Genomic DNA, 24,152 nt, shown 5'->3' on the forward strand with positions numbered 1-24,152 from the left:
AATGTCGCTGAACTCCACGCCATTAGCTGAACGCCTGCGCCCGAGAACCCTGGATGACTTTGTTGGCCAGGAAAAACTATTAGGCCCGAACGGCCCGTTGCGCAGGGCTATTTTGCAAAATACCATCCCTTCCATGATTTTCTGGGGACCGCCCGGCGTCGGAAAAACAACATTGGCATTACTCATAGCCGAAACTACCAAAAGACAATTTTACAACCTCAGCGCCATCAGTTCGGGCGTGAAAGATCTGCGCGAAGTGCTGGCAAGGCCATCCGGCTTGTTCCCGGCGATTTTGTTCATTGATGAGATTCACCGTTACAACAAAAGTCAGCAGGATGCATTGCTGGGTGCGGTGGAAAAAGGACAGGTAACATTGATCGGTGCGACGACTGAAAATCCTTCATTTGAGATCAACTCAGCTCTTTTATCGCGGAGCCAGATTTACATCCTGGAAGCATTTGGTGAAAAAGAATTGAAACAACTGATCGAAAGGGCGCTTACCAAAGATCAGTTTTTAAAGAATAAGAATGTCACTTTCGAGTCGTATGACGCGCTGATGCGCCTTTCGGGCGGGGACGGTCGCAAGCTGCTCAATCTCCTGGAATTGGTGATTCTCGGAAAAGGCGAGGAAAAAGACATTGTCATTACCGACGAATGGGTGACCGAAGTGGCGCAGCAGAACATTGCGCGTTACGACAAATCGGGCGAGCAACATTATGATATCATTTCTGCTTTTATCAAATCATTAAGAGGAAGCGACCCGAACGGCGCAGTTTACTGGATGGCACGCATGATCGTGGCCGGTGAAGATCCGTCTTTTATCGCCCGCCGGATGCTCATTATGGCTTCTGAGGATATTGGAAATGCAAACCCAACTGCCATGATCATGGCCAATGCGTGCATGCAGGCCGTGAATGTGATCGGCTATCCCGAATGCCGCATAATCCTCTCACAAGTAGCGATTTACCTTGCCACTTCCCCCAAAAGCAATGCCAGTTACATGGCCATTGGCGACGCCATCGAGCTCGCCAAAAACACGGCCCATTTGCCAGTCCCGCTGCACCTGCGCAATGCGCCGACCAAACTTATGAAGCAGATCGGTTATGGCAAAGAATACAAATATTCACACGAATTTGAAGGGAATTTCGCCAAGCAGAACTTCATGCCGGACGAGCTGAAAGGCAGGAAAGTGTTCGAGCCGGGGCTGAATGCGAGGGAAGAAGAGATCCGCAAAAAATTGCAGCACTGGTGGGGCGACTGGTACGGTTACTGATCTTTGCTTTTAAGCTTTTCCTCAAATTTAGAAAATGACAAATCAGGAACTTTGTCCGTCTTTAACGGCTTGTTCCATTCTTTTTTCAGCTTTTTCGCCAATTTTTCAAGATTTTCATCTGACTCTTTCACGCGGACAGCATTGTTTTCGTCAGATATCGGTTTGATCTTTTTCATAAGCTGAGAGCAAAAAGCAATACTAAAATGACAGATTGTTTAAATTACGCAAAGATGGTTTTGATAGATCAAATATCAGAAACATTGCCAAACTTTATAAGCAAATATTAACCTAAATGACCCTAAATGATTCAAAAATGACCAACAACACTACTATTCCGGAAAGTATCCCATTGATTGAGCGCCAGTTACTGATCAATCAGTGCAAGATACTTTCAATTATTTGTGATGAAAAGGACAGGGAGATTAATGAAAAACGAATCGAGATCCTCGAAAAAGGTTATACGGGCTTGTATCCGAAAGTGTTCAACTCATTATATGAAGAGGTGCCTATCAGCGTATATGATGAAATATCAAGCATTATGAAAATGTATGGGCGCATCAATGAGTCCATTAAAATGTTGTCAAATGAGGAGAAAGAATTGCTGGATCTTGCAAAAATCGAGTTTGAAGGTTTTGACGAAGACAGCGGCATGCATTATTATATGATGTCTTACCTTGTAGACCGGATGGACGAGCACGGAGAATATAAGGGCCGACAGCTCAAATCACACAATAGTTCATGTATGATCAAATACAACAAGATGCTTTCTGTGTATTCGGAGCTCGCAAAGGCGGCGGATAGTCACTTTGCACTATCTGACTTACAGCGGTTTATAGAGAGCGTTTTAGATACGAATGAATGATCTGCGTCGCGTTAAAGAGCCAATTGTAGTTCAAAACCTTGATTGAGTATGCTTTATTTAATGTGATAATTATAAAAACATATTTCTGCGTTAAAAAATAATGTTTTAAGTAAAGATTTCGTTAAATTTGTGTTGATAACCAGGCAACTGATTATCAAATAACGTTGAGTAAAATCAGACATCCCGGATACCCTGTATTTGGGATGTTTTTTTGTACCCTCTCGGCAAAAAAAATGCACAGCCGGGCTGTGCATAGGGTATATAGTGTCGAGTATGAATGTCTTATATTGGGAAAATGATCAATGCCATTCTACCTTTCTCAGCCTGGCCGCATTGCGTTTGATAAACATATGCTCGTCTACCATATAACGATCATGCCCTGGCGATTTCTTCAACTGGGTGATCAGCCATACGGCACAAAATGTTGCGCCTATCAGTATAGCAATAAAAAGATATGGTCCGATTGCGTATATACTTTGAAGTAGCTGAGTCATAATTTCCAGTAGTTAGTCAGGTTTCTGATATCTTGACTGAAAATAAAAAATAATCGTACCAGAACTTCGTAATTGCCTTCCTGCGCGTGGTCGGGTGTATTTTAGCAAACTTGTAGAATTGCAGGCAGTTAAGTGGTGAAAAGTGTGGAATATCAGCCGCTACTTTCAGCGTTTCAGTACGTTTTCCTCTTTTAGATAACCGAGATATTCTCGGAACTCATAGCCTGTCATTTCAGAGATCTGCTTTGAAAAGAGCTTGTGTTTTTTGTCAGGTTCCACTTGCGACAGAGCGTCGGAAATGAGGAATGTTAGGATGGGATTCCATCGGTTCAGGGTGTCTTCGAATTTGATTTCCGGGTCGCTTAATTCTTTGCTTATAAAATGCAGCCCCTTGTCTTCTGCCAGCAATCTTAGGACTTGCAGATATACCTGCTTGTTCTCGTCATACTCAGGCTTCTTGCCGATACCTTCATATTGAAATAGAAAATCCTGGATCTTGTAGAGATCCTGCATCGTTGAAGAATGGTCAGTCATGATTTTAATGTTAGCAAAGCGTTGATACTTACTAACAATTAAAATCATGCCTTATTTGGAGTAATCGAAACCGCCCTGCTATTGCTGAAAATTGCCGGAAAAACTTTCAGATGACGGCGTTCACCACTTTTGTATCGCAGCCCACAACGGAATTGTTGACATAGCCCACGCTGATCCCCGAAACTTTCGTGGCCTTTTTGGAAGGCAGCGGCGTCTTGATGGTTACGATCTTAGAAGTGATCACCGCCTGTGTGTCGGACAGATATTTGAATTCTACCTCAATATTTTTGATGGCCGTAGGCGAGTTGTTCTCGATCACCATGCTGTGAATTGCGATCCCACCTACAGAATGCCATTCGTTTTCGAGGATTTTAATTTTGCCGATCAGCTTTTCCCTGTTTTGTGAACCTACTGCGTTTAGCGAGTCCGCCTGGCTGATAACTTCTGTTTTAGATTTCACAATCGGCTTTTCTTTGAGAAAATCAAATTGCTTGTAATAGTAGAGGATGTAAATGAATGCGCAAACGGGAACTATGGCGCTGACCCATTTTAATAAAGGAATAAAGAACTTCTTGAACTTGGCCTTCTTGCCTCTTCTTCCTGCCATATATGTTGTGTTAACGTGTACTTAACTTTTTTGTGGTGCTGTTATACGCAAATATACCGATCCGCGGCTGCAATTTTGTTCATGTCGTTTTTTTTTGACAAGATAGTAGCACAAACAAAAACAAACCGCTGGTTTTGAGCCAGCGGTTTGTATGTGTATCGTGTTGAACAGGACTATTGTCTTACAAATCTGTGGGTAGCAATCGTGCCATTGTTATGGATAATTTGCACCACATATGAGCCTGAGCTTAAATTTCTAGTGCTGATACCCGTGCTTAATGCATTTGATGCTTCAAACACCGTTTTGCCAAGTGCATTTACAACTTTCACCTGCTTGATATCAGACCAGTCGGTCAGACTAAGGTTGATGTTTTCAGCATTGCGAACCGGGTTTGGATACAGGAACGCTGCGCTTGCAAATGAAACGTTTTCGATGTGGCTGTAAGCAAAAGTTTCGTCCAGATCAACCATTTTCAATCTGTAAAGGTTTTGGCCGTTCAAAGGTTTTGCATCCTGGAAAGAGTAGAATTGCTGGGTCACGCTTTCATGATTTGATTTCACAGAACCGATTTTATCCCATTTCTTACCATTTGCGCTGCGCTCAATGTCAAAGCGATCACTGTTCGTCTCCGAAGCAGTAGACCACGACAACGATGCAGTTGGGCCTTCACTTGCTGCCTTGAAGCTTACCAATGTCACCGGCAGAACAGATTCAATTATAATTTTAAAAGTGGTAATCGCAGTTTGTCCAAAAGCATTTGTTGCTTCAACATCGAAGAAATAAACACCTGTCTGACTCTCATTAGCGCCTCCGGATAGACGTCCTTCCAATGATAGCGTGATTGTATTGGGCAGCGTACCAGCAGCTGTCCTTCCATTGACTGACGTAACATTGCTAAGTCTATATGTGTAGTCAGTAAATCCTCCGCACTCAATATCAAAACCAGGCTGGGCCGGGAACTGAGGATAAGCTGCATCGAAAGAGAAGGCATCTGCACCTGAAAGATCAACCGAGATCACGTCATCCGTATCGTATACGCCCAGGTCCCCCCCTGTAAATGTGATGGGTGTGCGCGCGCTAAGTTCGTGAATGTTGATACTGTTGAGCACATTAGCAACCCCTTCAACGATAATCTCGATGCCGTCGAAAGCTGTCCCGGGATTGAACGCTACTGTTGCGGGATTCGAACCGTTAAAATCAATCAATCTTAAACCTAACAGAAGGCTTTCGAGTGTGCGGACCGTACCCACTCTTGTATTGCCCAATCTTGCCTGTATCCTAATGTCGGACAATAAAGTAACGTCGGCCAATAAACCTATTTTGGAAAGCGTAGCGACTATTTCTGTGCCCGAAGGGACTGTCTTTGTCAAGCGAATCACCTGAGAGATTTCAGCAAGCGCACTTACTTCTGCGGCTTTCAATACCGAATATGTGGCCGCGTTACCGTCTATTGCCCTTTCCGGATTAACCAGCGCATTTGTAAGCGTTACACTAACACCTTCTACTTCCGCGGCAGCATTGGTAAAACTTGGTACAGATTCACATGGCGTGAAAGTAGTGGTTGTATAAGCAACAGCATGATCAATGTCTATTGTCGCATTGCCAATTGCCACATTCGCTATCTTCTCAAAATCGTATGTTACACTAACCCTCGTGTACGCATTAGTAGGCTTAACTGCCAGGAACAATGCTCCGGAAGGATCTCTCACCAATTTCGAAGTTGTTGCTCCACCGTCGGAAGTTGCAGACAGCGCATTCGTATTCAGGAGGCCTAGTAGCCCTACCAGCTGGTCAAGATCAAGACCAATTATAGAAGTTTCAATATCCGTGATCCGCACATATGTTGTAACACCTGCTGCTATGCCAGGATTGAAATTCAAGTTCAGCGTTCCCTTACTGGAGACCGCAATAGTAACTTCAAGTGGAGGAATCCCAGTAGTAACAGTCAAACCCTGTACCCTCATTCTGGCTACACCTCCGCCGGGTCCGCCAGCTGCATTTTCCGGAGTCGTACCTGTGGCGACCGCGGGGAGCTCGTTGCCCGCCGTAAATGTTGCACTACTCGCATATTGCTGCGCAAATGCACCCTGCGCAAGCAGCGAGAAAATCATGATGAGACCTAACCCTGAACGTGAACCTTTCGTGGCCAGTTTTCTAATTAGTTGACGGATAGAAATTTTCATAGTAGTAGAATTTAGATAGTTATTATAAACCGTTATGTGTATTAAAGGACGTTGATACGCTATGGAAATAGTGATCGACAGCCAGACGGCCGACGTTTCCGGGACACTTATTTTATCGTGGAGGCTTCCAGGTAAAAATGCTGGAAGTGGGTAAAAAGAGTTGAAGACTCTTAAATGCAGATGTAAAGTTTACTTCATTTACTGGTTTTAAGTTGAAACAAAAATTCAAAATACCCGCAATTCACATAGTAATAGTTGGTTACAAAATCATTACTAGTACTCACTGCAAATAGTAGTTATTTGCAAATGTATCTATTAAAAGCACAAAAAAGACCCGCATAATAGTACTATGCTGATACCCCCAAAATTTAGGGGGTATAGAGTTAATTCTATCCACATATTTCTTATCTTTCTTATACTTAAATTGCGGATCATCTAGTCCCGAAAACGACTTCTGGATGCTATTAAGTTGTATTTCAGCACTATTATAATTTTGCGTTGTTAAAAATCTCCTGAAAAGGACGCAGTAAGTAACTTGCGGCGACTATTGTATTATGGATATTAGATCTAAGCACACAATGGACAATACAAATTACTTTCCTGGAAAGCATAAAAATACTTCGATCAACATTGCTTTGGTAGATCAGCTCACGCTCCTTACCGACGCTTTGCGAAATGTTTTATGCCAAATGCAGGAAGTAAATGCGGTGGTGTCCTACACGGACGGGAAGGAATTTATGGCCGACCATGCCATGTTCTTGCCGGACATTCTGATCATGGACTGGGCTATCAACGGTATGACTGGTCTCGAACTGCTTAACTCAGCCCGAAGCGCTGTTTCCAAGGACCTAAAAATTATAATCATTTCCTCGGTTACAGACGTGCAAACGATAAAACATGCGATCAGAAGGGGCGCAAACAGCTTCCTGCCAAAATCAGCATCGCTGGAAGAACTGAAAGAAGCCATCGTGTCTGTGATAGCAGGAAAGCAATATATTGGGAAAGGCATCCGGGATAACCTCATCAACAGCGTTTTTACCGATGAGCAGGTTGTACTACATCTATCGCCGCGCGAAAAAGAAGTTTTGCAAAAGGTTTGCAGTGGCCGGACGATCAAGGAAATTGCTTACGATCTCAAACTGAGCGCGCATACTGTCCAATATTACCACCGCTGCGTTATGGATAAATTGAAGGTGAAAAGGACGACCGATTTGATCGTTTACGCCTTGCAGCACGGGCTCTACATACCGGAAATGAAGCAGCCGGCAAATGTTTAATTTACCGGCCGTCCAAACGATATCAATTTTTAACGGTTCAATTTTCTGTAGAAGTCCGGCAGCGGATTCAATGCTGTGTTTTTGCGCTGATGCCAGTATGGATACGTGGGCGACTTGTCGCTTGCAGCATCCAGTTTCTTAACCTGTTCAAGTCTCAGGTTCCAGCCTACGGCACCCAGATTTTGTTTTAGCTGCTCTTCATTCCTTGCTCCAATGACCACATTACTAATGGTGGGCCGCTGTAAAAGCCAGTTAAGGGCAACCTGTGCAACCGTTTTTTCTGTTTCCGCGGCTACTTCGTCCAGCACATCAATGAGGTGAAAAAAGAATTCTTCCGGGATCTCTGGTCCTTCTCCCCCGCCCTGCGCGATGCGGCCCTCAGACGGCATCGGCTGGTTTCTTCTGTATTTCCCGCCTAATCTTCCGGCAGATAATGGACTCCATACGATTGTGCCGATGTGCTGATCCACCGCCAATGGCATCAATTCCCACTCAAACTCGCGGCTAAGCAATGAGTAATGTGCCTGATGCGCAATGTATTTGGACCAGCCATATTTTTCAGAAACAGACAGGGATTTCATTAAATGCCAGCCCGAAAAATTTGAACAGGCAATGTATCGCACCTTTCCGGCGGTAATCAGGTCATTGAGAGCGCTGAGCGTTTCTTCAACGGGCGTATTCGCATCGAAACCGTGCATGTGGTAAATATCAATATAGTCTGTTTTGAGCCGGCGGAGGCTGTCTTCACAAGATCTGACAAGGTGAAAACGCGACGACCCGAAATCGTTTGGCCCGGTTCCCATTTTGAAAGTTGCCTTGGTAGAAAGAATGATCTTATCCCGCAAACCGATGATGGCTTTCCCCAGAATTTCTTCCGAAAGTCCTTGTGAATACACATTAGCTGTGTCAAAAAACGTAATTCCGGCATCCATACAAAGGTTCACAAGACGTGCCGCTTCGTCAGTCTGGGTGTTTCCCCAAGCTTTGAAAAAATCGCCGCCGCCTCCGAATGTGCCTGTTCCGAAACTTAACACAGGAACTTTCAGCCCCGATGCTCCCAATTGTCTGTATTCCATATTAGTAAGGTCAGTTGTCTGATTTTGAACATTGTTACAATCGAGCCAAAATTTACAAGATTAATTCTTATACAAAAAAAATGGCGTCCCTTCGGAACGCCATTCTCTCAGCTTAATTGATCCCTAAATCAGCTCAATGTCGAGCAGGATTCTTTTGAAAACTTTCCCGGTCGTTTCGAAAATACCTTTGAAAGCACCAAGAAAAACACACAAGGGAAAAATTACGGGCAGATATATAAACCACCTCAAAGCCATTGATCTGTTAAACCTTTTCATGATAACACCTCTTCAACATTGCGTAATATTCAAACCCACTAGAAGGAATTATACATGCAAAATAGAAATAGTTGTATAAAAAGTCAAGATATAATGTCTCTTTATCGTCCAATGAAACTAGTTAGGAACGTTTGTCCCCGTTTCTTCCCGATCTTTTTTCTTACGTTTCTTGTCTTTTTTACCCGACTTGTCCTTCATCTGATTGTCATTCATGTTGGAATTCAATGTGCTTGTTCCAGTGCTTGAATTAGCCTCAGATGGCTGTGTTGTAGTCGATTGCGACGAGCCTTGTGCATTGTTTTGGCTGGTAGAATCTGGTGTTACTGCACCTGTTGTTCCTGTGCTTTGTGGCCAGGCAGAAGTGCCGCCAGCGCTGCTTCCCTGCGATTGAGAGCCGGTTGTGCTCTGCGATCCGGTTGTTCCTTGTGAACCGGTTGTTCCTTGTGAACCGCTTGTAGTTTGTGACCCGGTGGTGCCTTGCGATTGTCCGGTGCTTTCGCTCGTTCCTGTTCCCTGCATTTTACCATTTTTTCCGGTAGTATCCATGCCAGGTCTTGCTGCTCCTGCCGTGCCTGTGCTTTGTGGCCAGGCCGAAGTCCCTCCTGCACTATTTCCTTGTGACTGAGTCGAATCCTTGGTCGTTGAGCTGGATGACTTCGTGCTTTGATTTGTCGTTTGCGCATAAGCAGTTCCGCATAATGTCAGCATGAACAGTGCTACGCTAATTTTGAGCTTTTTCATTGTATTGATCTGTTGATGAGTTAAATTTCCCCACATCATATCAATAACTGTTCCAGCAGCGCTTCTTCCCCGCGTAATTACCTGACGTATAGTAAGCTCCGCTTCTCAACTGCGCTGCTTCTTGTGTCCTTATTTAAAAATTTCCCTTTCAATTTCGTAATGCGAAAATATTCGGGTGCAGCCAGGATATCGGCTTTCATGCCTGCGTTGAGCAAACTGTCGGCGAGCTCCGGGGAAGTGTAAATGTAGCACGGCTTCTTAGCGAGAAAGACATCCAGATCCTGGCTTGTACGTACAAGCCGGACATCCGCGGGAGCATAGAATTCAAGCGAATAGGAAAACGACTTGTAAGCGGCAACGGGAAGTTCAGGATTATTTGCCCAGATCGCCCTTGCAGCACTTCTGCCCGACTGGTATTGAAGTAAAAATGGGTAAAAGAACAGGAAAAGGAATATGTAAATGATGGCGGCCATTGCGTAACCATTGTATAAAATCCGCTGCAACGGATTCTCAAACCGGATAATGTTGACTACGGCTACAATAAAGCAAGTCAGGCCGGTGGCGAGCCATTCATTTTTTAATCCGGTCCAATACAGTAAACCGATGACCGCTATGGCGACGAGGAACACCAGAACCTGCTGCACCTTTGCCAAAATCGAAAGCTTTATGTGCCCCGCTTTTTGATATAAAAAATAACCGGTAATGATCGAAAAATAAGGAAACAGGATCACAATGTAATGCGGAAGCTGAAATCTCGACAGCGAAAAAAGAATGAAAGTAAGTAATGTGCTGCCATAAATGATCCAGCGCAAAGGCATCCTGTTCGTGTCAAAACGAATGAGATAGACAATAGCGCTTACCAGACCCACAGACCAGGGAAGAAACGCCCAAAGGGTTGTATGCATGAAAAAAGTAACATTTCCACTTCCTTTAATGGGCCCCGTGTTAAAGAAGCGGCCGAACTGACTGTCCCAGAAAAAGAATTTTAATCCGGAAACCCCTGTTTTTCCAAATACAACTTTCTCAGGATGCAGGTCAAACTGCGCGTAAAGACTGTACAACTCCGGGGTAATGAAAACGAAGCAGAGTATGAGCATTGCCCACCAGCGGTAATTCAGGAACTCCCGCCACTGAGAAGTAAAAACCCAGAACAGCACCCAGCCGCCGCCGATGGTAAGCAGCACAAAAATGCCCTTTGTCATGATAGCACATGCCGCAAAAAAAGCCGCAGCAACGATGTGAATGCCACTCTTTTTTTGATATACACACAACATATGCCAGACAGCCGCAATGATGCATGTGGTGAGATAAGGTTCCGCCCGGACGTCAAAGTTGGCGAGCGTGCTGTGCAATGCTACTGCGGAAATCAGGACCGAAATCCTGGCTACGGTAACATTAAACAGGTCCCTGCCCGTCAGAAAAGTGTAATAAAGACCCAGAAGCCAGAAAAGGAATGCCGGAAATTTATAAGCGAAACTCGTTATACCAAAAAGCTTGTAGCTGATCGCAGCCATCCAGAAAGGGAAATGCGGCTTATCGAGCCAGTCGTGGCCGTCGCCCCATAGATTTATCCAGTCGTTGTGCTGGACCATGTGCTTGGCAATTGTAGCATAAAGCGCCCCGTCCGGCTCAATAATTTCCAGCCAAAGGCCCGGAACATTCAATGCAATGCCAATAATCAGTAACCAGGGGAAATAACGTTGCAGAGCACGCTCAACATCATGCATAATTGTTTCTTTACGTGCCAGAATACCTGACGCTTCGTGAGAATGTTGCAAACATACGAAACGACGGCATTAATTTGTAACCGGCACCATAGCAAAGAAAGCTATCTGGCAATCTGATTTTCGAAGAAACCTTTCAGCATTTCGCTGTTGACAATTTTATTGCAGCTCTCAATGCTAAGCGGTTTTTGCTGGTAATCAATCACCTGGCTATAATTGGTTGCCCTTTTCATTTCTGATTCTTCTGTGGCCGAGCTGACCATCACAACATGGACCCGATTGAGATAAGGACGGCCGCCAATTGCATCCAGGAATTCCCAACCATTCATAATGGGCATATTAATGTCCAGTAACACGAGGAAATTAGTTTCCTGCGAAGGGTAACTGTCCAGATACTGCAGCGCATCTGATCCATTGTAGCACAAGACCGTATCGTTTAAAATTCCGGACTTTTTAAGAAACATTTCGTGGAGGAACAACATGATCTTATCATCGTCTACCAAAAGGATTTTGAGGTCATTAATCATGTCTTCTAACTTTATCTGCCTTATTCATCAGGTGTCAATTATGTTTTTGTCTAATTTACGTTATCAACGCCGTTGCGGACTAACAGGATTGCATATTTCGTCTTTCCCCAAATCCCCATATTCCCCATTTTTCTGCTTGCGACGTTATTTAAAAAAAATGATCCGCGCTTCGCAACCATCATTTCCCGCTGATTGGCACAATTATTACCGGCCTCCTCTTTCTCAATCAACAGCAGCATTATTGCCAAGATAACTTATGAAGCGTACAAAATTCTTTTTCCTTGCAGCAGCACTTTCTTTTGCAACCGTAGCCTGCGACGACGATACAACCGGGACCAATGCACCCGCCGAACTCGATAAGCAATTCATGCTTGCTGCATCCGATGGGGGTCTGTTTGAGATCAATGCCGGCCAGGTGGCATCGTCAAAAGGCACAACCCAGACCATTAAGCAGTTCGGGCAGGAAATGCTTGATGACCATACGAGCATCAAACAAGAGCTCATGAAAATCGCGAAGGATGCGAATGTAGACCTGCCAACAACATTGTCGAGTGGGAAGCAGCAGAAACTGGATTCACTGTCGGAACTTTCCGGAATCGCATTTGATACGACGTACATTAAAATGGTGACCATTTCGCACGAAGAAGCGGTGAACCTGTACGAAATTCAAGACAAGTCTGCCAGCAATGTTCAGCTGAAAACCTTTGCTGCCGACAAGCTGCCCAGGTTAAAGGCGCATCTGGAAAAGGCGAAAGCCATGAGAGATTCGATTCAGTAACTTAAAACCAAAATCCAATCTGGAATGCAATCCGGGGCTTTTCTTCCCTCTTCTCTTTTGGAATAAATGCTCCTACGGCAAAGGTGAGAATGTCAACCGGTGCAAACCAGACGCCGCCGCCGTAGTTATAATGCAGGGACTTGGATTCCTCATCATCAAGCCAGACGCGGCCGTAATCGAAACTTCCAAATACGCCATAAGTGAGCGGTAATGTTGGGTTATAGCTGCTGCCAAGCCGGATACGAAGGTCTGTATCGTGCCAAATGCTGCTATGCCCGTAAAAGCGCTCCGTCCGATAGCCACGCAATCCCTGCTTTCCGCCTAATGTTGGCATTTGAAAAAATTCATAACTATCCCCAAATATCAGCCCCGTTCCGACTTGCGTTGCCAGAATAATGTTTTCCCTGGCATCAAGGCTGGTATAATAGGCGAATCTGGCCCGGAATGAGCCAAAGTTGTTCTTGTTTTCCAGGTTTGTTGTCCAGTTTAAACCGGCGTTAAAGCGTATTCCCGTATGTGGCGCAAAAATGTTGTCAACGCTGTTGAAGTCAAACTGAAAGTTGCCGCCAGCAAACATTTTTGTCTCAAAAACATCATCGGACAATTCGTTTTCAGCACTTGTAATGAACCTGCCGCCTGTTGGCTGAATGTCTGAAAGCTCAAAGGTTGGCCCCAGGGTAATAAAGCCGGCTGTTCCGGCAAAACGTTTTTTTAATGCAGGATAAATGTGTAAAAAGCTTTGTCTTACCCGGTAAAAATCAGGGTCATTGACCAGCCTTTCGGTGTCATTTCCTAATCCGGCGTAGTTAAATGCGTAAGTAGGGCCGTGGTAATAGGTGTCTAGATAAAAGTCAAACTTTTTAAATGCATTGATAAAATCACCGGTATAATTCACTTTAAAACCCCTGGTAGCAAAGGCATAACTGGCACCAAATGCGTGCAATGAGGCGTAAGGTTCCTTTTTAAACCCATATTTCATCCAGGTGGCGCTTGCGCCGAGCAACAGCCCGTCATCCGGGTTCACACCCAGGATCGGCGCCGGAATGGCAATGTCGTAATTGCTGTCAGCGCTGCGCCGGTCATATACATTATAACGGTAAAGATTCGTGCGCTTGTCCCTGGTATCAGCCCCTGCAACGACTGTGTTTTTTCGCAGGTCGTCGTAGATGAGTGTTTTCTTTTTTCCAGCACTTGTGCCCGTGCTGTCGGCAAATACATCCGTTCCCAGTCCGCCGATCAATCTTACTCTGATGCCCTTTCCGGCGTCTCCTTTAACTATAAATTCATCGTCATCACCATTGCCATACACATTGATTGTCCTGGTAACATCAGCATTAAAAACACGCTCGTAATTTAAATGTTTGATACGGCCGTCCTTCCCGGTTTCGTAAACAGAAACTTTGGTTCGCCTTTCATCCAACCTTTCCACCACCACCCTTTCTTCCTCTTCCGTCCCAATGACATTCACGTTCTCGCTCACAAATTCATAATGTGTCCTGGCGATTGTGAGCAGCTTATCCCGACGGCTTTTCATGTTTTGGATCAATGCAGCAGCGGATTTTTGCCTGGCTTCCTCCGGCCAGCTGGCAAAAGAATTGTTAATGACTTCGTCGGTGAGGTTGGTTTGGATAAACTTCGCCTGCTCTTCCCATTGCTCCCAGGTAAGCCGGGTGAGGAATGTCCTGTCAAAAAGCCGCGCACTCCACGTAGTCCATTTCATGCTTTGTATTTCAGGGCTGAAACTTTGGAGCTGACGCAGAAACGGCAATGTCAGCCGCGCAACGCCGGTCAGCAAGCCGTCGTACATGGAAAATGCCTGGTCACGGTCCCTCGGGATCGGACGATACAATGTGGTCCCGTCCTGCTGCTTCACCGACGACCAAGCCCATTGATCGTCATGCCTGTCCCAGTCACCCACGATGAAATCAAAAAGACGTGTCCGGATTGCCCACGCTTCGTCTACTTTATTTTTACCATTTTCGAGCAGACTTTCGACCAGGTCGGGCGTGCTGACAATTTTATCAGGATTACCAAAAAATGCTGCCTGCTTCCATCTTTTTCCGTCGGGGCGCTCTTCCAGCAAGTTCATGGTGCCGCCGAAAAGCGCATTATAGGTGGCCAGCCCGGGTTGGGCAGGGACATAATATAGCTTTGGATTGGTGTGGTAAACTTGCACCGCATCCGCCAATAAAGGCATACAGAGCGGCGCGAAAGGATTGGTTGACAAGAAGTTATCCTCAACCAGATATTTAGCTGCGATCATTTGATTAAAAGGAAATGGCAAAAACCGGCTCACATCCTTCGTCAATCCGCGCAATGCATATTCCTTTCCGTCTTTGTCCCGCAGGCGCAGAGAGTTGGTCTGGTTACCGCCACCTTGCTTCACAGGTGTCACGCCGCCTTTGAATTTATTCAGATCTAGGACAGGGAATGTATATTTTTCAACGTAAAGATCCCTGTTGTGCTGACCAAGCAAAAATCGGTGGAATCCGCCCACGGGTTTCACCTCGTTACTGGTCACATATCGGCTCGTGGAATCATTATGCTGGTTATATTCGGTAAAAGCGATTGTCGAATCCGGTAATTCAACGGCTTGCTTATCCTTTATTTTTTTCCGAAAAACCAGCTTCGCCTCTTTTCCGTCAGCGGTTACTTCCCAGAAATTGGTCCAGGCTTCACCACCTTCATAAAAGTTAATGGTTGAATATCCCAGCCGCGATGAAGCAAACTGCGACCCCTTACCCAGGCTTACCGGACTATTTTTACTCCCGCTTCCGCTGACAATGAATTCCTGATTGTCGTTTTCTATAAACTGCAATGCATGCTCATGCCCGCTGGCAAAAATGAACTTACCATTTTTTTTGGCGCCCGTCATAACAGCTGTGCGCAGGTCTTTATAATGCTTGTTGGCAACATCCTGCTTCGAGCCGATCGTAGCGCGGAATATGGCGCTGATGCTGCCCAGAACCGGCAACGGGATCCATAGGTCAGGATTCAGCTCGGTGAGTGGAAAAATGTGCTGCTTGATGGTGAACCTGCCCCCGTGCGGACCGTATGTATAAGGCGGATGATGCATGGCGAAAACAACCTGCTTATTACGGTATTTGCGCACAACATTCTCAAACACAAACCGGAACTGCTCCCTGTTTTTAATCTCACAGCCGTCATTGATCTTCGAATCCTTATCCCAATCCGTAAGCCACCATTGTGAATCAACCACAATAACGACCACATTATCATTGAGTTCGATCACTTCCGGGCCTGAACAGCCATCCAGTGGAAGGAAATAATTTTGGTAATCTTCCTTATTGCTTACCCCCCGTTTTTCATTGATATATTTATCAACAAATTTTTCCTGGCGCTTCAAACCCTTCACGCCCCAACCGCGCCAGTCGTGGTTCCCGGGCAGGAAAATGGGCGTTCCTTTGAAGTTATCCAGCGTTTCGAGCTGTGAAATGATCCTGAATTCGGCTACTTTCCGGTCCGCAGAATCCTCCGACGGCGGCATACCGTGCTCATAAATGTTGTCTCCTAAAAACAATGCAGAACTATGCTTCGACTCCGTTTCGAGCTTTTTTTTGAGAAATTCCAAAACAGGCGCACGGCTTTCCGGCGAGTCGTTTCCGGCGTCGCCGATCAGATACATGGTGTGTTTCAGGACGAGATCGGGGCTCGGCGCATCCCGTTCCCAGTTAACCGCTTCTTTTGAAAACTGGGTCTTATAGCTGGCGCAGGAAAAAACCCCGACCAGCAAAACAAAAAAAGTAATAACCCGCAACACGCGCTTCATCGGCTTTTCTTTTTAAACTTTAAAATATTGCCCGAAAAAAGATCGTCACCTTCATTGGAAATGTACAGGTTTCCCTGCTTGTCGAAAATAATGCCCTCGGGCTGGATAAACTGGTTCCCATTAAGCGTATATGCCTCTTTTACCTTCCATTGATTATCGGTCACAACAAGGAGTTTGTTGACCGCAGAGATAATATACCAGTCGTTCGTCACCGGATTTTTGGCCAGGCCCGACGGACGAAAACCGCGCTCTACTTTGCCCGTAATCGCTTTGATCTCGTCGACTTGAATCGAGAATGTTTCTGAAATTTTCGCAGAATCCTTATCCGGCTCTAAAATATATCCCGTAACGCTGCGCTTGGAATTATCCTGCTCACAATTTTTGCAGAGAATATAGATGTTCCCCGAAGCCTCGTCACCAAACATGCCTTCGTATTCTCCTTTCGGCAATATTTTCTTCATTTCACGACTCTGCTCCACTTCCTCAAAAACCGCCTCGGTCAATGGAAAATTATAAATGGCACCATTGCTTTTCAGGACATAAACATTGTTTCTGATAATGGTAACATCCTCGTAATCACCTTTTTTGGAAAACTTAGCATTCAACTGCTTCGGCTCGTCCCAGCCCAGCCGGTAAAGCCGGCCATCTTCGTCCTGGATTGCGTAAATGGTGTCGGGATTTCCCTGGTTTAATGTAATACCCGAGATCTCGAAAAGGCTTTCCGGCATATTAAACTTGTCGGGCTTGCCCAGATCATAATCTTTGTAAACAACCTGTTCTTTTTTTGTGGAGTCGCACCCGCCCAACGTGAGCAAGGCCAGCATACCAATGTGCTGTAAGAATGTTGCCATATTTTTTAATGCGTTTTCAGTTCGGCTATGTCTTTTGACAACAGCCTGTAAATTTCCTCCTGCGAACGGATTCCTTTGTTGTCCGTTTTCAGTGAAATATTGTTTAAGTCACTATCGATCAGGACAGCTTGTTCTGTATCCTGCCATTGCAGCTCGATAATGTCCATCATTTGCGCTTTGAGCTTTTCGCTGTAAATCGGGAAACAGACTTCGATACGGCGGTAAATGTTCCGGTTCATCCAATCCGCGGAGCCCATAAACAGCTCGGGCTGACCATCATTGTGAAAGATAAAAACACGGCCGTGTTCCAGGTAACGGTCTACGATCCGCTTTACTGTAATATTTTCGCTTTGCCCCTTCACGCCCGGCACAATCCGGCAGACGCTACGCACGATCAGCCGGATGTTAATGCCTGCATTCGACGCTTCGTAAAGCTTGTTGACCAGTATTTCTTCTTCGAGGTTATTCAGTTTAATGGTAATGCCTGCTTCCCTGCCACTTTTTGCATGTGCAATCTCGCGGTCGATCAGTTGCAGGAATTTGGTTTGTAAATTAAACTGCGCCACCAGTAAATGCTGGAATGCGATAATGTCGGAACTGTCCGGCTTTTTCTTTTTACTCAAAAAACGGAAAAGCGTCTCTGCTTCCAGGAGCATAGGCTGGTGGGCTGTCAACAATATATGGTCTGTGTAAAGACGTGCCGTTCCTTCATTAAGATTACCTGTCGCCAACAAGCCCAGATATGGACATGAAGCGTGTTTTCTCTTTACCAAAGCCAGCTTGGCATGCACTTTCAGCGCATTCACGCTATGCACGATCTTCACGCCGGCAGACTTCATTTTTTTCGCCCAGCGAATGTTGTTGGCTTCATCAAACCTGGCTTTTAATTCCACCAGGACCGTCACCTTTTTGCCATTCTTGGCCGCGCTGATCAGTGCAAAGGCAATTTTGGAATCATGCGCCACGCGATACATGGTGGTGTAAATCTCTTCAACCTGCGGATTAATAGCCGCTTCATTGAAGAACCGCAGGATGGTGTCGTAACTCTGGTATGGCGCGTGGACCATCAAATCGCGTTCGAGAAGCGAGTCAAAGAACGATGTATGCTCATTTACACCTTCTATGCCTTCTGCCGCAGGCCATTTGGGATATGTCTCGGCAGGCGGGCTTACCGGCAGCGACGCCAGATCTTTGAGATTATGATAACGGCCTCCCTGCACAACGGAAGCGCTTTTGAGATCAAAAAAAGAGATAATATTCTGCAAATGCCGCAGCGGCAGCCCTGGCTCGAACAGCAACCTCGTAGCAAAACCCAGCTCCCGCTTGATCAGTTGTTTTTCAAATTTTTCGGCAATGTCGTCCCCGTCTTCATCCATCATGTCCAGCTCGGCATCCCGCGTTACTTTAATGTTGAAAGATTGCATACTGATAGCTTCCGGAAAAAGACTTTTCAGGTTGCGCTTGATAATGTCCTCGAGGAAAATAATGTAATCCTGCTTCTCCCTTGTGATTTTAAGGAACCGGCTCAGGTTACCGGCAGGAATGTTGACCAGCGCAATCCGCTCCTTATCAGCCGAATATTGCAAAATAACTACGAGATATAGCTGATTGTTTTCGGGGAAAAACAATGTACTTTTTTCCAGGACAACAGGTTGTAAGAAACCCGCAACCTGCGCAAAGAAATAATCGTCGGCAACATTCGCAATGTCGCTAGGAATTCCATTCTTGTAGCAAAAATGTACGCCGAGTTGGCTCAGCGAAGGAATAACCGATTCGCTTAATATCCTTCCGAACTCGTCCTGCTGCTTGTTAATCATCGTCCCGGCTTTGCTGTAAGCATCCTCGTTGCGGTCCAGGATCTCCTTTTTTTGCAGGTAAGGCATCCGGACCCGGTAAAATTCGTCCAGGTTGGAAGAGAAAATCGAAAGGAACCGGATACGCTCCATCAACGGAACAGCCTCGTTGGCAGCCTCTTGCAAAACACGTCCATTAAAGGAAAGCCAGCTGATATCACGGTTGAAATAGCGGTACTTTTCCATCATTGATCAATGTTCAAAAAGTGCGGAGGCAAACACAAAAGCTATGACGGACACGACTATACCGAACATAAATACATTGTAAGCAATGCGCAGCAACCTGTATTTCCGGCCCAGCACAACGCCCTGGGAATATACATCCTTAGTTAAACTTCCATATAAAAACTCGCGGTCGTTCATCATGCGCTGCATGCCATTGGAATAATCATTATACGACATCCGGTAAAAATTCCCGAAAAACAGCAGGTTCACGTTTTTGGTATCAATATCCTCCTGTGTGAATGTGCCGTGCGGGATCGTCGGACGTGTGGAAAGGATTGAAAACACCATGGTGATCATGCAAATCGTCAGCAAAAGCATCGTAGGAATGATCAGGTAAGTGTTGTCTTCCAGTTTCCGGATGAGGACGCTTAGCAGGACGGAGATAATGATAGACGTGGTCGTGATCATGATATGAGCCTTATTATCAGCCATATCACTTAACCTTTGATGGTTATTGGAGCTGATCCGGAACATTGTTTCAATGCCTTTGTCGGGCCGGTCATTTTTTATCTTTCTGAGATCGGTGATTTCCGGTGCTGTTGCGGGAGTAAACGTATCGGCAACCGTTTCAGTAACCGGCTCTTCTACCGCAGGTAATGATTCCAGCTCCTTTTCTTTCAGCTTTTCAATGTTCTTGCGTTTTTGCTTATCCAGCACGTCACGGCAGTAATCGGTTTGGAATGTGTGCGATTCCAGCAATGCAATGGTGCTTTTGCGCCATTGAGCTTTGTCCATTTTTTTGCCGGCACGCTGCTCTGCTTCTTTCCTTACCAGCTTGTTCCAATCCGAAAATTCCGGCGTTCCGAAATGAAACAGGTCGGCGTCACAAACCACTTGTTGCAGGAAGTTTTTTGGATTTTGTGGCCATATGGTCGCCAGAATGCAGCCTTCCACTTCCGCAATGATGCTCTCATCCACTTCCTCCGACCGCAGAAGCTCGGCGGCAAGTGCAGCTCCGCGTTGCTCATGACCAGCCGCATCGCCGGTGCTGTAACCCGTATCATGGAACCAGGCCGCGGTAACGACAATGAATGTTTCCTTGTCCTCCAACCGGTAATGATTGGCTATTTTGACTGCATTGGATACAACGGCTTCGGTATGCACCAGGTTATGGTAACTGAGTTGCGCCAGTTCTTTGGTACCAAAAAAATGATGGACATAATGCCTCACCTTGTCAAGCCGATGGTTGTAATTCATAGAGGTTCAGAGTTTTATTACCGCATTCCTTATTGCATCAGAGCCACTCGGAGTCGAGGTTAACCCCCACCCTGAGCGCCTTCAATCCTGTAACGCCCTGCAATTCTTCCAGATCGAGAAATTCAAGGTCACTATTTAAAGTCTTTTTCTCCTGTAAATACCGGATATAACCGACATATTCTTCGGCAGATTTACTATTAAAATAAACCAGCGCTATTTTCCCGGGTTGTGTAAGGCGCTCGCCGGTCCCTTTGACGTGGACTTTGTCGATGCGTTTTTTAATAACCTGATAACGAATATTGTACGCACCTTCCACATCAAAACGTCTTTCATCGTCGCGGAAGCTGATATCAATGCTGCTGGAATGTATGAAAATCAACTGCGTGGTTTGCAGCGGTTTTTCCATCTGGGGAATCAGCGAATTTGTGATTTTCGAAATGGCTGCCATGGAAGTCAGCTGCCAGAGCCTGATGTTTTTAAGATACAGCTCGCTAAATTTCTTTTCAGGCTCTATCGACTGGCCTATATAGATATCGTATTCGATTCCATCCGTCCTGAACTTTTCAAAATAGCAGGGGTAAGATTGTTGAATTTCCTTTCTGAACAGGTCCAGATACAGGTTTACCGACGAGTTGACCGTTTGCATAGAAGCTTCAAGCGCACGCCTGTTCGAAAAAGCAGCACCGGTATGTTCGTCTGTTATCTCAAAATACTTGTCAATAACATCCACCAGTTCCTCATTGTCATCATCCGTCATACCGGAGGCCGATTGAAAAGCCCGGGCTTCCTTGAAATGCAGCAGGAAAGGATGTGCTTCGTATTCGAGGAAATCCCGCACACGCATTTCATCGCTGTCCGTGGAGTCACTGTTGATTTCTTCGATCCATTTTTTACATTTATAGATCATTTCATCGGCCAGCCCGAATCCCAGTTTCTGCTTTAATATCGTAAAGGTTTCTATCAATAAGTCAAATTGTAAGTGCAAATCATCCCGTAACGCTGCATTTCTTTCGAGTGTAGAATTTCTGATATCGATGGCCCCGTACAGCGGATACACATTCCTGAACTGGATATTTTCAATGGTTGGCGCAGGCAGGCTGAGGGATTTGTCACGCAAGTAATGCCACGCCGTTTCCCGGAACCGCCACTGCACCGCTGGCTGTAATGAAGTGAATTTCTCCCTGATCACATTGTCGATCTCTACATTGAATTCATCAATGTAATATTTCATCATTTGCCCGATGAACGGAAGCGCTGCATCCAGCCGCGCCAGCACGCGCTCATCGATCGCCTTCTGGGATTTGGAATACACTTCCAGCACACCGATGGCTTTACTATCATAATATACCGGCAGCAAGGCATATGATTCTACGCCATCAGCTTTGAGCGTGCGGATGAAATCCATCTTGCTTTCATCTTCCAGAGCCAGATTTCTCATAAACACCACCTTAGGGGCCTGAAAATACTGATTGGCCATAGACAAATACATGTCTTCGGCCTTATCATTTTCGAGCGCCGCGGTCATCAGCTTGCTGAAAAGCACGGTACTGCGGTCAAAAACCAGTTTTTTGTTTACCCGCAGCACGGGTAACAGGCCAAAATCAATGTCCGAATTACATGCCAGCATTTTCAGCGCATTGGTAATATTGCTGAAATAGGTGTTCGCGTCGTAGGATGCGCGATCCAGGATGGCACTTTTAATGTTATCAACGGCATGCTCTGCCGTTACATCCGTGAATGTAATAACGGAAAAGCCCTCAAACCGGAACATGGTAAGGGGAAGCAACTGGCTCAGGACATCTATTTCGCTGGATTCCTGCCACTCCTTCCGGATTTCTTCCACATCAATTTCAGGAAGGCTTCCCTTGGCATATACGTCTGCAAAACGGGTGTCCAGATTTGCACGGTAATATCGTTTCAGGCCGGTCTTGTCGTCGTTCAGCGCAATGATCAGGTCGTTTTCATGCATGGGCGGAAAATGATAAAGCCGTTCGAGGATGAACGAGTAAAGCTTTTTCATCTTCTGCTTCACATTGATCGCGGTTTTATCCGCGATCTCGCACCGGACGCAGCCGGAATTATCCGTCATCAGCTTATAAAAGCCTGATGTGCCGTAAAATACGACAGGGCTTACAGGCGTGCTCAGCGCCCAAAAAACTTCATCTTCGTTCGTAACGGGCGGCATCAGCATGCCATAGACCAAACTCAGTTCTTCCTTGAAATCCGCAATGTTGTTGAGATCAATGTCCGCGGAAAATGCCGGATTAGACCGAAGCCTGTCCAGCACCATGGAGAAGAATGTTTTTTTGACTGTTTGTTCCTGACCTGCTTTCTCTTCCAGGAAGTTTATAAAATTCCTGAATGAGACGGAAGAATCGATTTTCTGGAGACCGTATGGTGCATCTTGGATTACATCAATAATCTTCGGTTCCATTATTATTATTTTTAAAAAGCGCTCACTTACAGACGGTCGCCAAAAGTCCGCGTTTTTTGTTAAACTCCAATGTTAAATATTAATTACTCTTTCAAAACAGGCTCTGCAACCTTCTGAGTAACAGATGGCTTAATGATCATCCGCAGCGACTGGTCTTTGGTGAAATAAGCCACCATCCAGTTATACAGCGTCTTGATCCGGTTCCGGTGATTAATCAGCGAGACAAGGTGTATAAACAGCCAGGCAAGCCAGGCGATCACGCCTTTGAAATGCAGCTTAGGCGACGGCATGTCCACAACGGCCTTTGCGCGGCCTATAATGGCCATTGAGCCTTTATCGTGGTAAGTAAACGGTCTTAAAGCCTGATTTTCTGCTGCTCTTCTGAAATTTTGCGCCAACGCTTTACCTTGCTGAATGGCCACTTGCGCAACCTGCGGGTGCCCGTTTGGAAAGTTAGGGTCTGTTTGCTGCAAGCTGGCGTCTCCAATAGCGTAAATGTTATACGTCCCGACAAGCTTGTTATATGCATCCACCAGCATTCTCCTGCCACGCCCATAGGCTTCCGGGGGAATGCCTTCGAACACTTTGCCCGTCACACCTGCCGCCCATATCAATGTTTTCGCTTCAATGCATTCACCTTCACTGAAACACACCTTATCGTCAACAAAATCTGATACGTGGGTGTTCAGCTTTATCTTCACGCCGAGCTTTCTTAAAGCCTCGTAAGTATCTTTTTGAGAAGCAACGCTCATCGGGGAAAGCAATGCATCGCCGCCGTCGACCAGGTATATTTCGCTTCCTTTTCCGGCCAGTTCGGGGTATTCTTTTCTTAAAATGCCGTTACGCATCTCGGCGAACATCCCTGAGATTTCCACGCCCGTAGGCCCGCCACCGGCAATCACTACGGTGAGGAGCTTTCTGATTTCTTCCGGATCCTCGGAAATTGTAGCCTGCTCCATCTGCTGCAAGAGCCTGTTGCGCATGCCTATGGCATCCTCCACCGTTTTCATCGGCGTAGCATTGCGCTTGACATTCTCCATACCGAAAAAATTCGTTTCTGCGCCGGTGGCAAACACCAGGTAATCATATTCCAGCTCGCCGTTTGAAAGGATAATCTTGTTTTCGGTGGTTACCACGCTTTGCAGCTCACCCAACCGGAAGAAGAGATTTGGTTTTCCCCTGAAAAGCTTTCGGAAAGGGTAGCTGATGCTGGACGGCTCTAAAAACGCCGTGGCAACCTGATAAATCAGCGGCGGGAAGAAATTGTAATTGTTCTTATCGACAAGTGTTACTTCAAACTTATTGCTTTTGGCCAGATCAAGCGCCAGATTCACACCGGCAAATCCGCCACCTACGATTACAATTTTCATAATGCTTACTGTTTATTAGGGGGTATCGTTTTTAATTATTTGTGCCGCGCTGATCGGCAAACAGTCTGCAAGCTTACCCC

General features: G+C 45.7%; 19 protein-coding genes. 4 read left to right on the top strand and 15 right to left on the bottom strand.

All coding sequences use genetic code 11. From position 1 onward, the window contains the following. Window position 1: 1 nt before the first annotated feature. On the top strand, window positions 2-1,273 hold the full coding sequence (locus LZG74_RS12750; protein WP_233796955.1) for a replication-associated recombination protein A: 1,272 nt from the start codon (window positions 2-4) through the stop codon (window positions 1,271-1,273). On the opposite strand, the gene LZG74_RS12755 is transcribed toward LZG74_RS12750, so the two are convergent. Beyond that, on the bottom strand, window positions 1,267-1,449 hold the full coding sequence (locus tag LZG74_RS12755) for a hypothetical protein (protein WP_233796956.1): 183 nt from the start codon (window positions 1,447-1,449) through the stop codon (window positions 1,267-1,269). The genes LZG74_RS12750 and LZG74_RS12755 overlap by 7 nt on opposite strands. Window positions 1,450-1,586: 137 nt before the next feature. Here LZG74_RS12755 and LZG74_RS12760 point away from each other — a divergent pair, with 137 nt between their 5' ends. After that, window positions 1,587-2,135: a YfbU family protein gene (locus tag LZG74_RS12760; RefSeq protein ID WP_233796957.1), complete on the top strand. Its 549-nt coding sequence runs from the start codon at window positions 1,587-1,589 to the stop codon at window positions 2,133-2,135. A gap of 299 nt (window positions 2,136-2,434) precedes the next feature. Here LZG74_RS12760 and LZG74_RS12765 read toward each other — a convergent pair whose 3' ends face one another. The 4 genes from LZG74_RS12765 to LZG74_RS12780 form a co-directional block, all read right to left on the bottom strand. Beyond that, entirely contained in the window at window positions 2,435-2,629 is a 195-nt protein-coding gene (locus LZG74_RS12765; protein ID WP_233796958.1) for a hypothetical protein, read from the bottom strand. A gap of 165 nt (window positions 2,630-2,794) precedes the next feature. Then, a complete protein-coding gene (locus LZG74_RS12770) occupies window positions 2,795-3,163 on the bottom strand; it encodes a hypothetical protein (RefSeq protein WP_233796959.1) in 369 nt (122 codons plus the stop codon). 106 nt (window positions 3,164-3,269) lie between these two features. After that, window positions 3,270-3,770: a hypothetical protein gene (locus LZG74_RS12775; protein WP_233796960.1), complete on the bottom strand. Its 501-nt coding sequence runs from the start codon at window positions 3,768-3,770 to the stop codon at window positions 3,270-3,272. 173 nt (window positions 3,771-3,943) lie between these two features. After that, the gene (locus LZG74_RS12780) at window positions 3,944-5,953 is read right to left on the bottom strand and encodes a T9SS type A sorting domain-containing protein (protein WP_233796961.1); all 2,010 of its coding nucleotides are present in this window, start codon (window positions 5,951-5,953) and stop codon (window positions 3,944-3,946) included. A gap of 578 nt (window positions 5,954-6,531) precedes the next feature. On the opposite strand from LZG74_RS12780, the gene LZG74_RS12785 reads away from it, so the two are divergent. Next, window positions 6,532-7,230, top strand: coding sequence for a response regulator transcription factor (locus tag LZG74_RS12785; RefSeq protein WP_233796962.1), 699 nt, complete (start codon window positions 6,532-6,534; stop codon window positions 7,228-7,230). Window positions 7,231-7,259: 29 nt separating this feature from the next. Here the strand turns inward: LZG74_RS12785 and LZG74_RS12790 are convergent, their stop codons facing one another. The 4 genes from LZG74_RS12790 to LZG74_RS12805 form a co-directional block, all read right to left on the bottom strand. Further along, window positions 7,260-8,306 (bottom strand): aldo/keto reductase, encoded by a 1,047-nt coding sequence (locus LZG74_RS12790; RefSeq protein WP_233796963.1) that lies wholly within the window; start codon window positions 8,304-8,306, stop codon window positions 7,260-7,262. Between the two features lie 393 nt (window positions 8,307-8,699). Next, window positions 8,700-9,323 carry a hypothetical protein gene (locus LZG74_RS12795; protein ID WP_233796964.1) on the bottom strand — a complete coding sequence of 208 codons (624 nt, stop codon included), beginning with the start codon at window positions 9,321-9,323 and terminating at the stop codon, window positions 8,700-8,702. A gap of 77 nt (window positions 9,324-9,400) precedes the next feature. Then, window positions 9,401-11,050: a glycosyltransferase family 39 protein gene (locus tag LZG74_RS12800; RefSeq protein ID WP_233796965.1), complete on the bottom strand. Its 1,650-nt coding sequence runs from the start codon at window positions 11,048-11,050 to the stop codon at window positions 9,401-9,403. A gap of 101 nt (window positions 11,051-11,151) precedes the next feature. Next, window positions 11,152-11,574 carry a two-component system response regulator gene (locus LZG74_RS12805; RefSeq protein ID WP_233796966.1) on the bottom strand — a complete coding sequence of 141 codons (423 nt, stop codon included), beginning with the start codon at window positions 11,572-11,574 and terminating at the stop codon, window positions 11,152-11,154. A 256-nt stretch (window positions 11,575-11,830) separates the two neighbouring features. Between LZG74_RS12805 and LZG74_RS12810 the strand changes: the two genes are divergently transcribed. Continuing rightward, the gene (locus LZG74_RS12810; RefSeq protein WP_233796967.1) at window positions 11,831-12,352 is read left to right on the top strand and encodes a DUF4142 domain-containing protein; all 522 of its coding nucleotides are present in this window, start codon (window positions 11,831-11,833) and stop codon (window positions 12,350-12,352) included. Window position 12,353: 1 nt separating this feature from the next. Here the strand turns inward: LZG74_RS12810 and LZG74_RS12815 are convergent, their stop codons facing one another. The 6 genes from LZG74_RS12815 to LZG74_RS12840 all read right to left on the bottom strand — a co-directional run bounded on the left by LZG74_RS12815 (window position 12,354) and on the right by LZG74_RS12840 (window position 24,072). Continuing rightward, window positions 12,354-16,142 (bottom strand): metallophosphoesterase, encoded by a 3,789-nt coding sequence (locus LZG74_RS12815; protein WP_233796968.1) that lies wholly within the window; start codon window positions 16,140-16,142, stop codon window positions 12,354-12,356. Further along, entirely contained in the window at window positions 16,139-16,993 is an 855-nt protein-coding gene (locus LZG74_RS12820) for an SdiA-regulated domain-containing protein (RefSeq protein ID WP_233796969.1), read from the bottom strand. The genes LZG74_RS12815 and LZG74_RS12820 overlap by 4 nt, the downstream gene beginning before the upstream one ends. A 5-nt stretch (window positions 16,994-16,998) precedes the next feature. Further along, window positions 16,999-19,035 (bottom strand): polyphosphate kinase 1, encoded by a 2,037-nt coding sequence (ppk1, locus tag LZG74_RS12825; protein WP_233796970.1) that lies wholly within the window; start codon window positions 19,033-19,035, stop codon window positions 16,999-17,001. A 3-nt stretch (window positions 19,036-19,038) separates the two neighbouring features. Next, window positions 19,039-20,268: a Pycsar system effector family protein gene (locus tag LZG74_RS12830; RefSeq protein ID WP_233796971.1), complete on the bottom strand. Its 1,230-nt coding sequence runs from the start codon at window positions 20,266-20,268 to the stop codon at window positions 19,039-19,041. A 37-nt stretch (window positions 20,269-20,305) separates the two neighbouring features. Beyond that, window positions 20,306-22,702: a GAF domain-containing protein gene (locus LZG74_RS12835; protein ID WP_233796972.1), complete on the bottom strand. Its 2,397-nt coding sequence runs from the start codon at window positions 22,700-22,702 to the stop codon at window positions 20,306-20,308. Between the two features lie 83 nt (window positions 22,703-22,785). Further along, complete coding sequence (locus LZG74_RS12840; RefSeq protein ID WP_233796973.1) at window positions 22,786-24,072, bottom strand: NAD(P)/FAD-dependent oxidoreductase; 1,287 nt, start codon at window positions 24,070-24,072, stop codon at window positions 22,786-22,788. Window positions 24,073-24,152: the final 80 nt, after the last annotated feature.

Source organism: Dyadobacter sp. CY327 (assembly GCF_021390415.1).
Lineage (GTDB): Bacteria > Bacteroidota > Bacteroidia > Cytophagales > Spirosomataceae > Dyadobacter > Dyadobacter chenhuakuii.

What these genes read in the sequence shown, in the direction of transcription:
- LZG74_RS12830 (WP_233796971.1), bottom strand. Translation starts at nt 20,268, where the DNA reads ATGAATTACAACCATCGGCTTGACAAGGTGAGGCATTATGTCCATCAT.
- LZG74_RS12780 (WP_233796961.1), bottom strand. Translation starts at nt 5,953, where the DNA reads ATGAAAATTTCTATCCGTCAACTAATTAGAAAACTGGCCACGAAAGGT.
- LZG74_RS12755 (WP_233796956.1), bottom strand. Translation starts at nt 1,449, where the DNA reads ATGAAAAAGATCAAACCGATATCTGACGAAAACAATGCTGTCCGCGTG.
- LZG74_RS12790 (WP_233796963.1), bottom strand. Translation starts at nt 8,306, where the DNA reads ATGGAATACAGACAATTGGGAGCATCGGGGCTGAAAGTTCCTGTGTTA.
- LZG74_RS12795 (WP_233796964.1), bottom strand. Translation starts at nt 9,323, where the DNA reads ATGAAAAAGCTCAAAATTAGCGTAGCACTGTTCATGCTGACATTATGC.
- LZG74_RS12775 (WP_233796960.1), bottom strand. Translation starts at nt 3,770, where the DNA reads ATGGCAGGAAGAAGAGGCAAGAAGGCCAAGTTCAAGAAGTTCTTTATT.
- ppk1 (WP_233796970.1), bottom strand. Translation starts at nt 19,035, where the DNA reads ATGATGGAAAAGTACCGCTATTTCAACCGTGATATCAGCTGGCTTTCC.
- LZG74_RS12835 (WP_233796972.1), bottom strand. Translation starts at nt 22,702, where the DNA reads ATGGAACCGAAGATTATTGATGTAATCCAAGATGCACCATACGGTCTC.
- LZG74_RS12765 (WP_233796958.1), bottom strand. Translation starts at nt 2,629, where the DNA reads ATGACTCAGCTACTTCAAAGTATATACGCAATCGGACCATATCTTTTT.
- LZG74_RS12840 (WP_233796973.1), bottom strand. Translation starts at nt 24,072, where the DNA reads ATGAAAATTGTAATCGTAGGTGGCGGATTTGCCGGTGTGAATCTGGCG.
- LZG74_RS12760 (WP_233796957.1), top strand. Translation starts at nt 1,587, where the DNA reads ATGACCAACAACACTACTATTCCGGAAAGTATCCCATTGATTGAGCGC.
- LZG74_RS12750 (WP_233796955.1), top strand. Translation starts at nt 2, where the DNA reads ATGTCGCTGAACTCCACGCCATTAGCTGAACGCCTGCGCCCGAGAACC.
- LZG74_RS12815 (WP_233796968.1), bottom strand. Translation starts at nt 16,142, where the DNA reads ATGAAGCGCGTGTTGCGGGTTATTACTTTTTTTGTTTTGCTGGTCGGG.
- LZG74_RS12785 (WP_233796962.1), top strand. Translation starts at nt 6,532, where the DNA reads ATGGACAATACAAATTACTTTCCTGGAAAGCATAAAAATACTTCGATC.
- LZG74_RS12805 (WP_233796966.1), bottom strand. Translation starts at nt 11,574, where the DNA reads ATGATTAATGACCTCAAAATCCTTTTGGTAGACGATGATAAGATCATG.
- LZG74_RS12810 (WP_233796967.1), top strand. Translation starts at nt 11,831, where the DNA reads ATGAAGCGTACAAAATTCTTTTTCCTTGCAGCAGCACTTTCTTTTGCA.
- LZG74_RS12800 (WP_233796965.1), bottom strand. Translation starts at nt 11,050, where the DNA reads ATGCATGATGTTGAGCGTGCTCTGCAACGTTATTTCCCCTGGTTACTG.
- LZG74_RS12820 (WP_233796969.1), bottom strand. Translation starts at nt 16,993, where the DNA reads ATGGCAACATTCTTACAGCACATTGGTATGCTGGCCTTGCTCACGTTG.
- LZG74_RS12770 (WP_233796959.1), bottom strand. Translation starts at nt 3,163, where the DNA reads ATGACTGACCATTCTTCAACGATGCAGGATCTCTACAAGATCCAGGAT.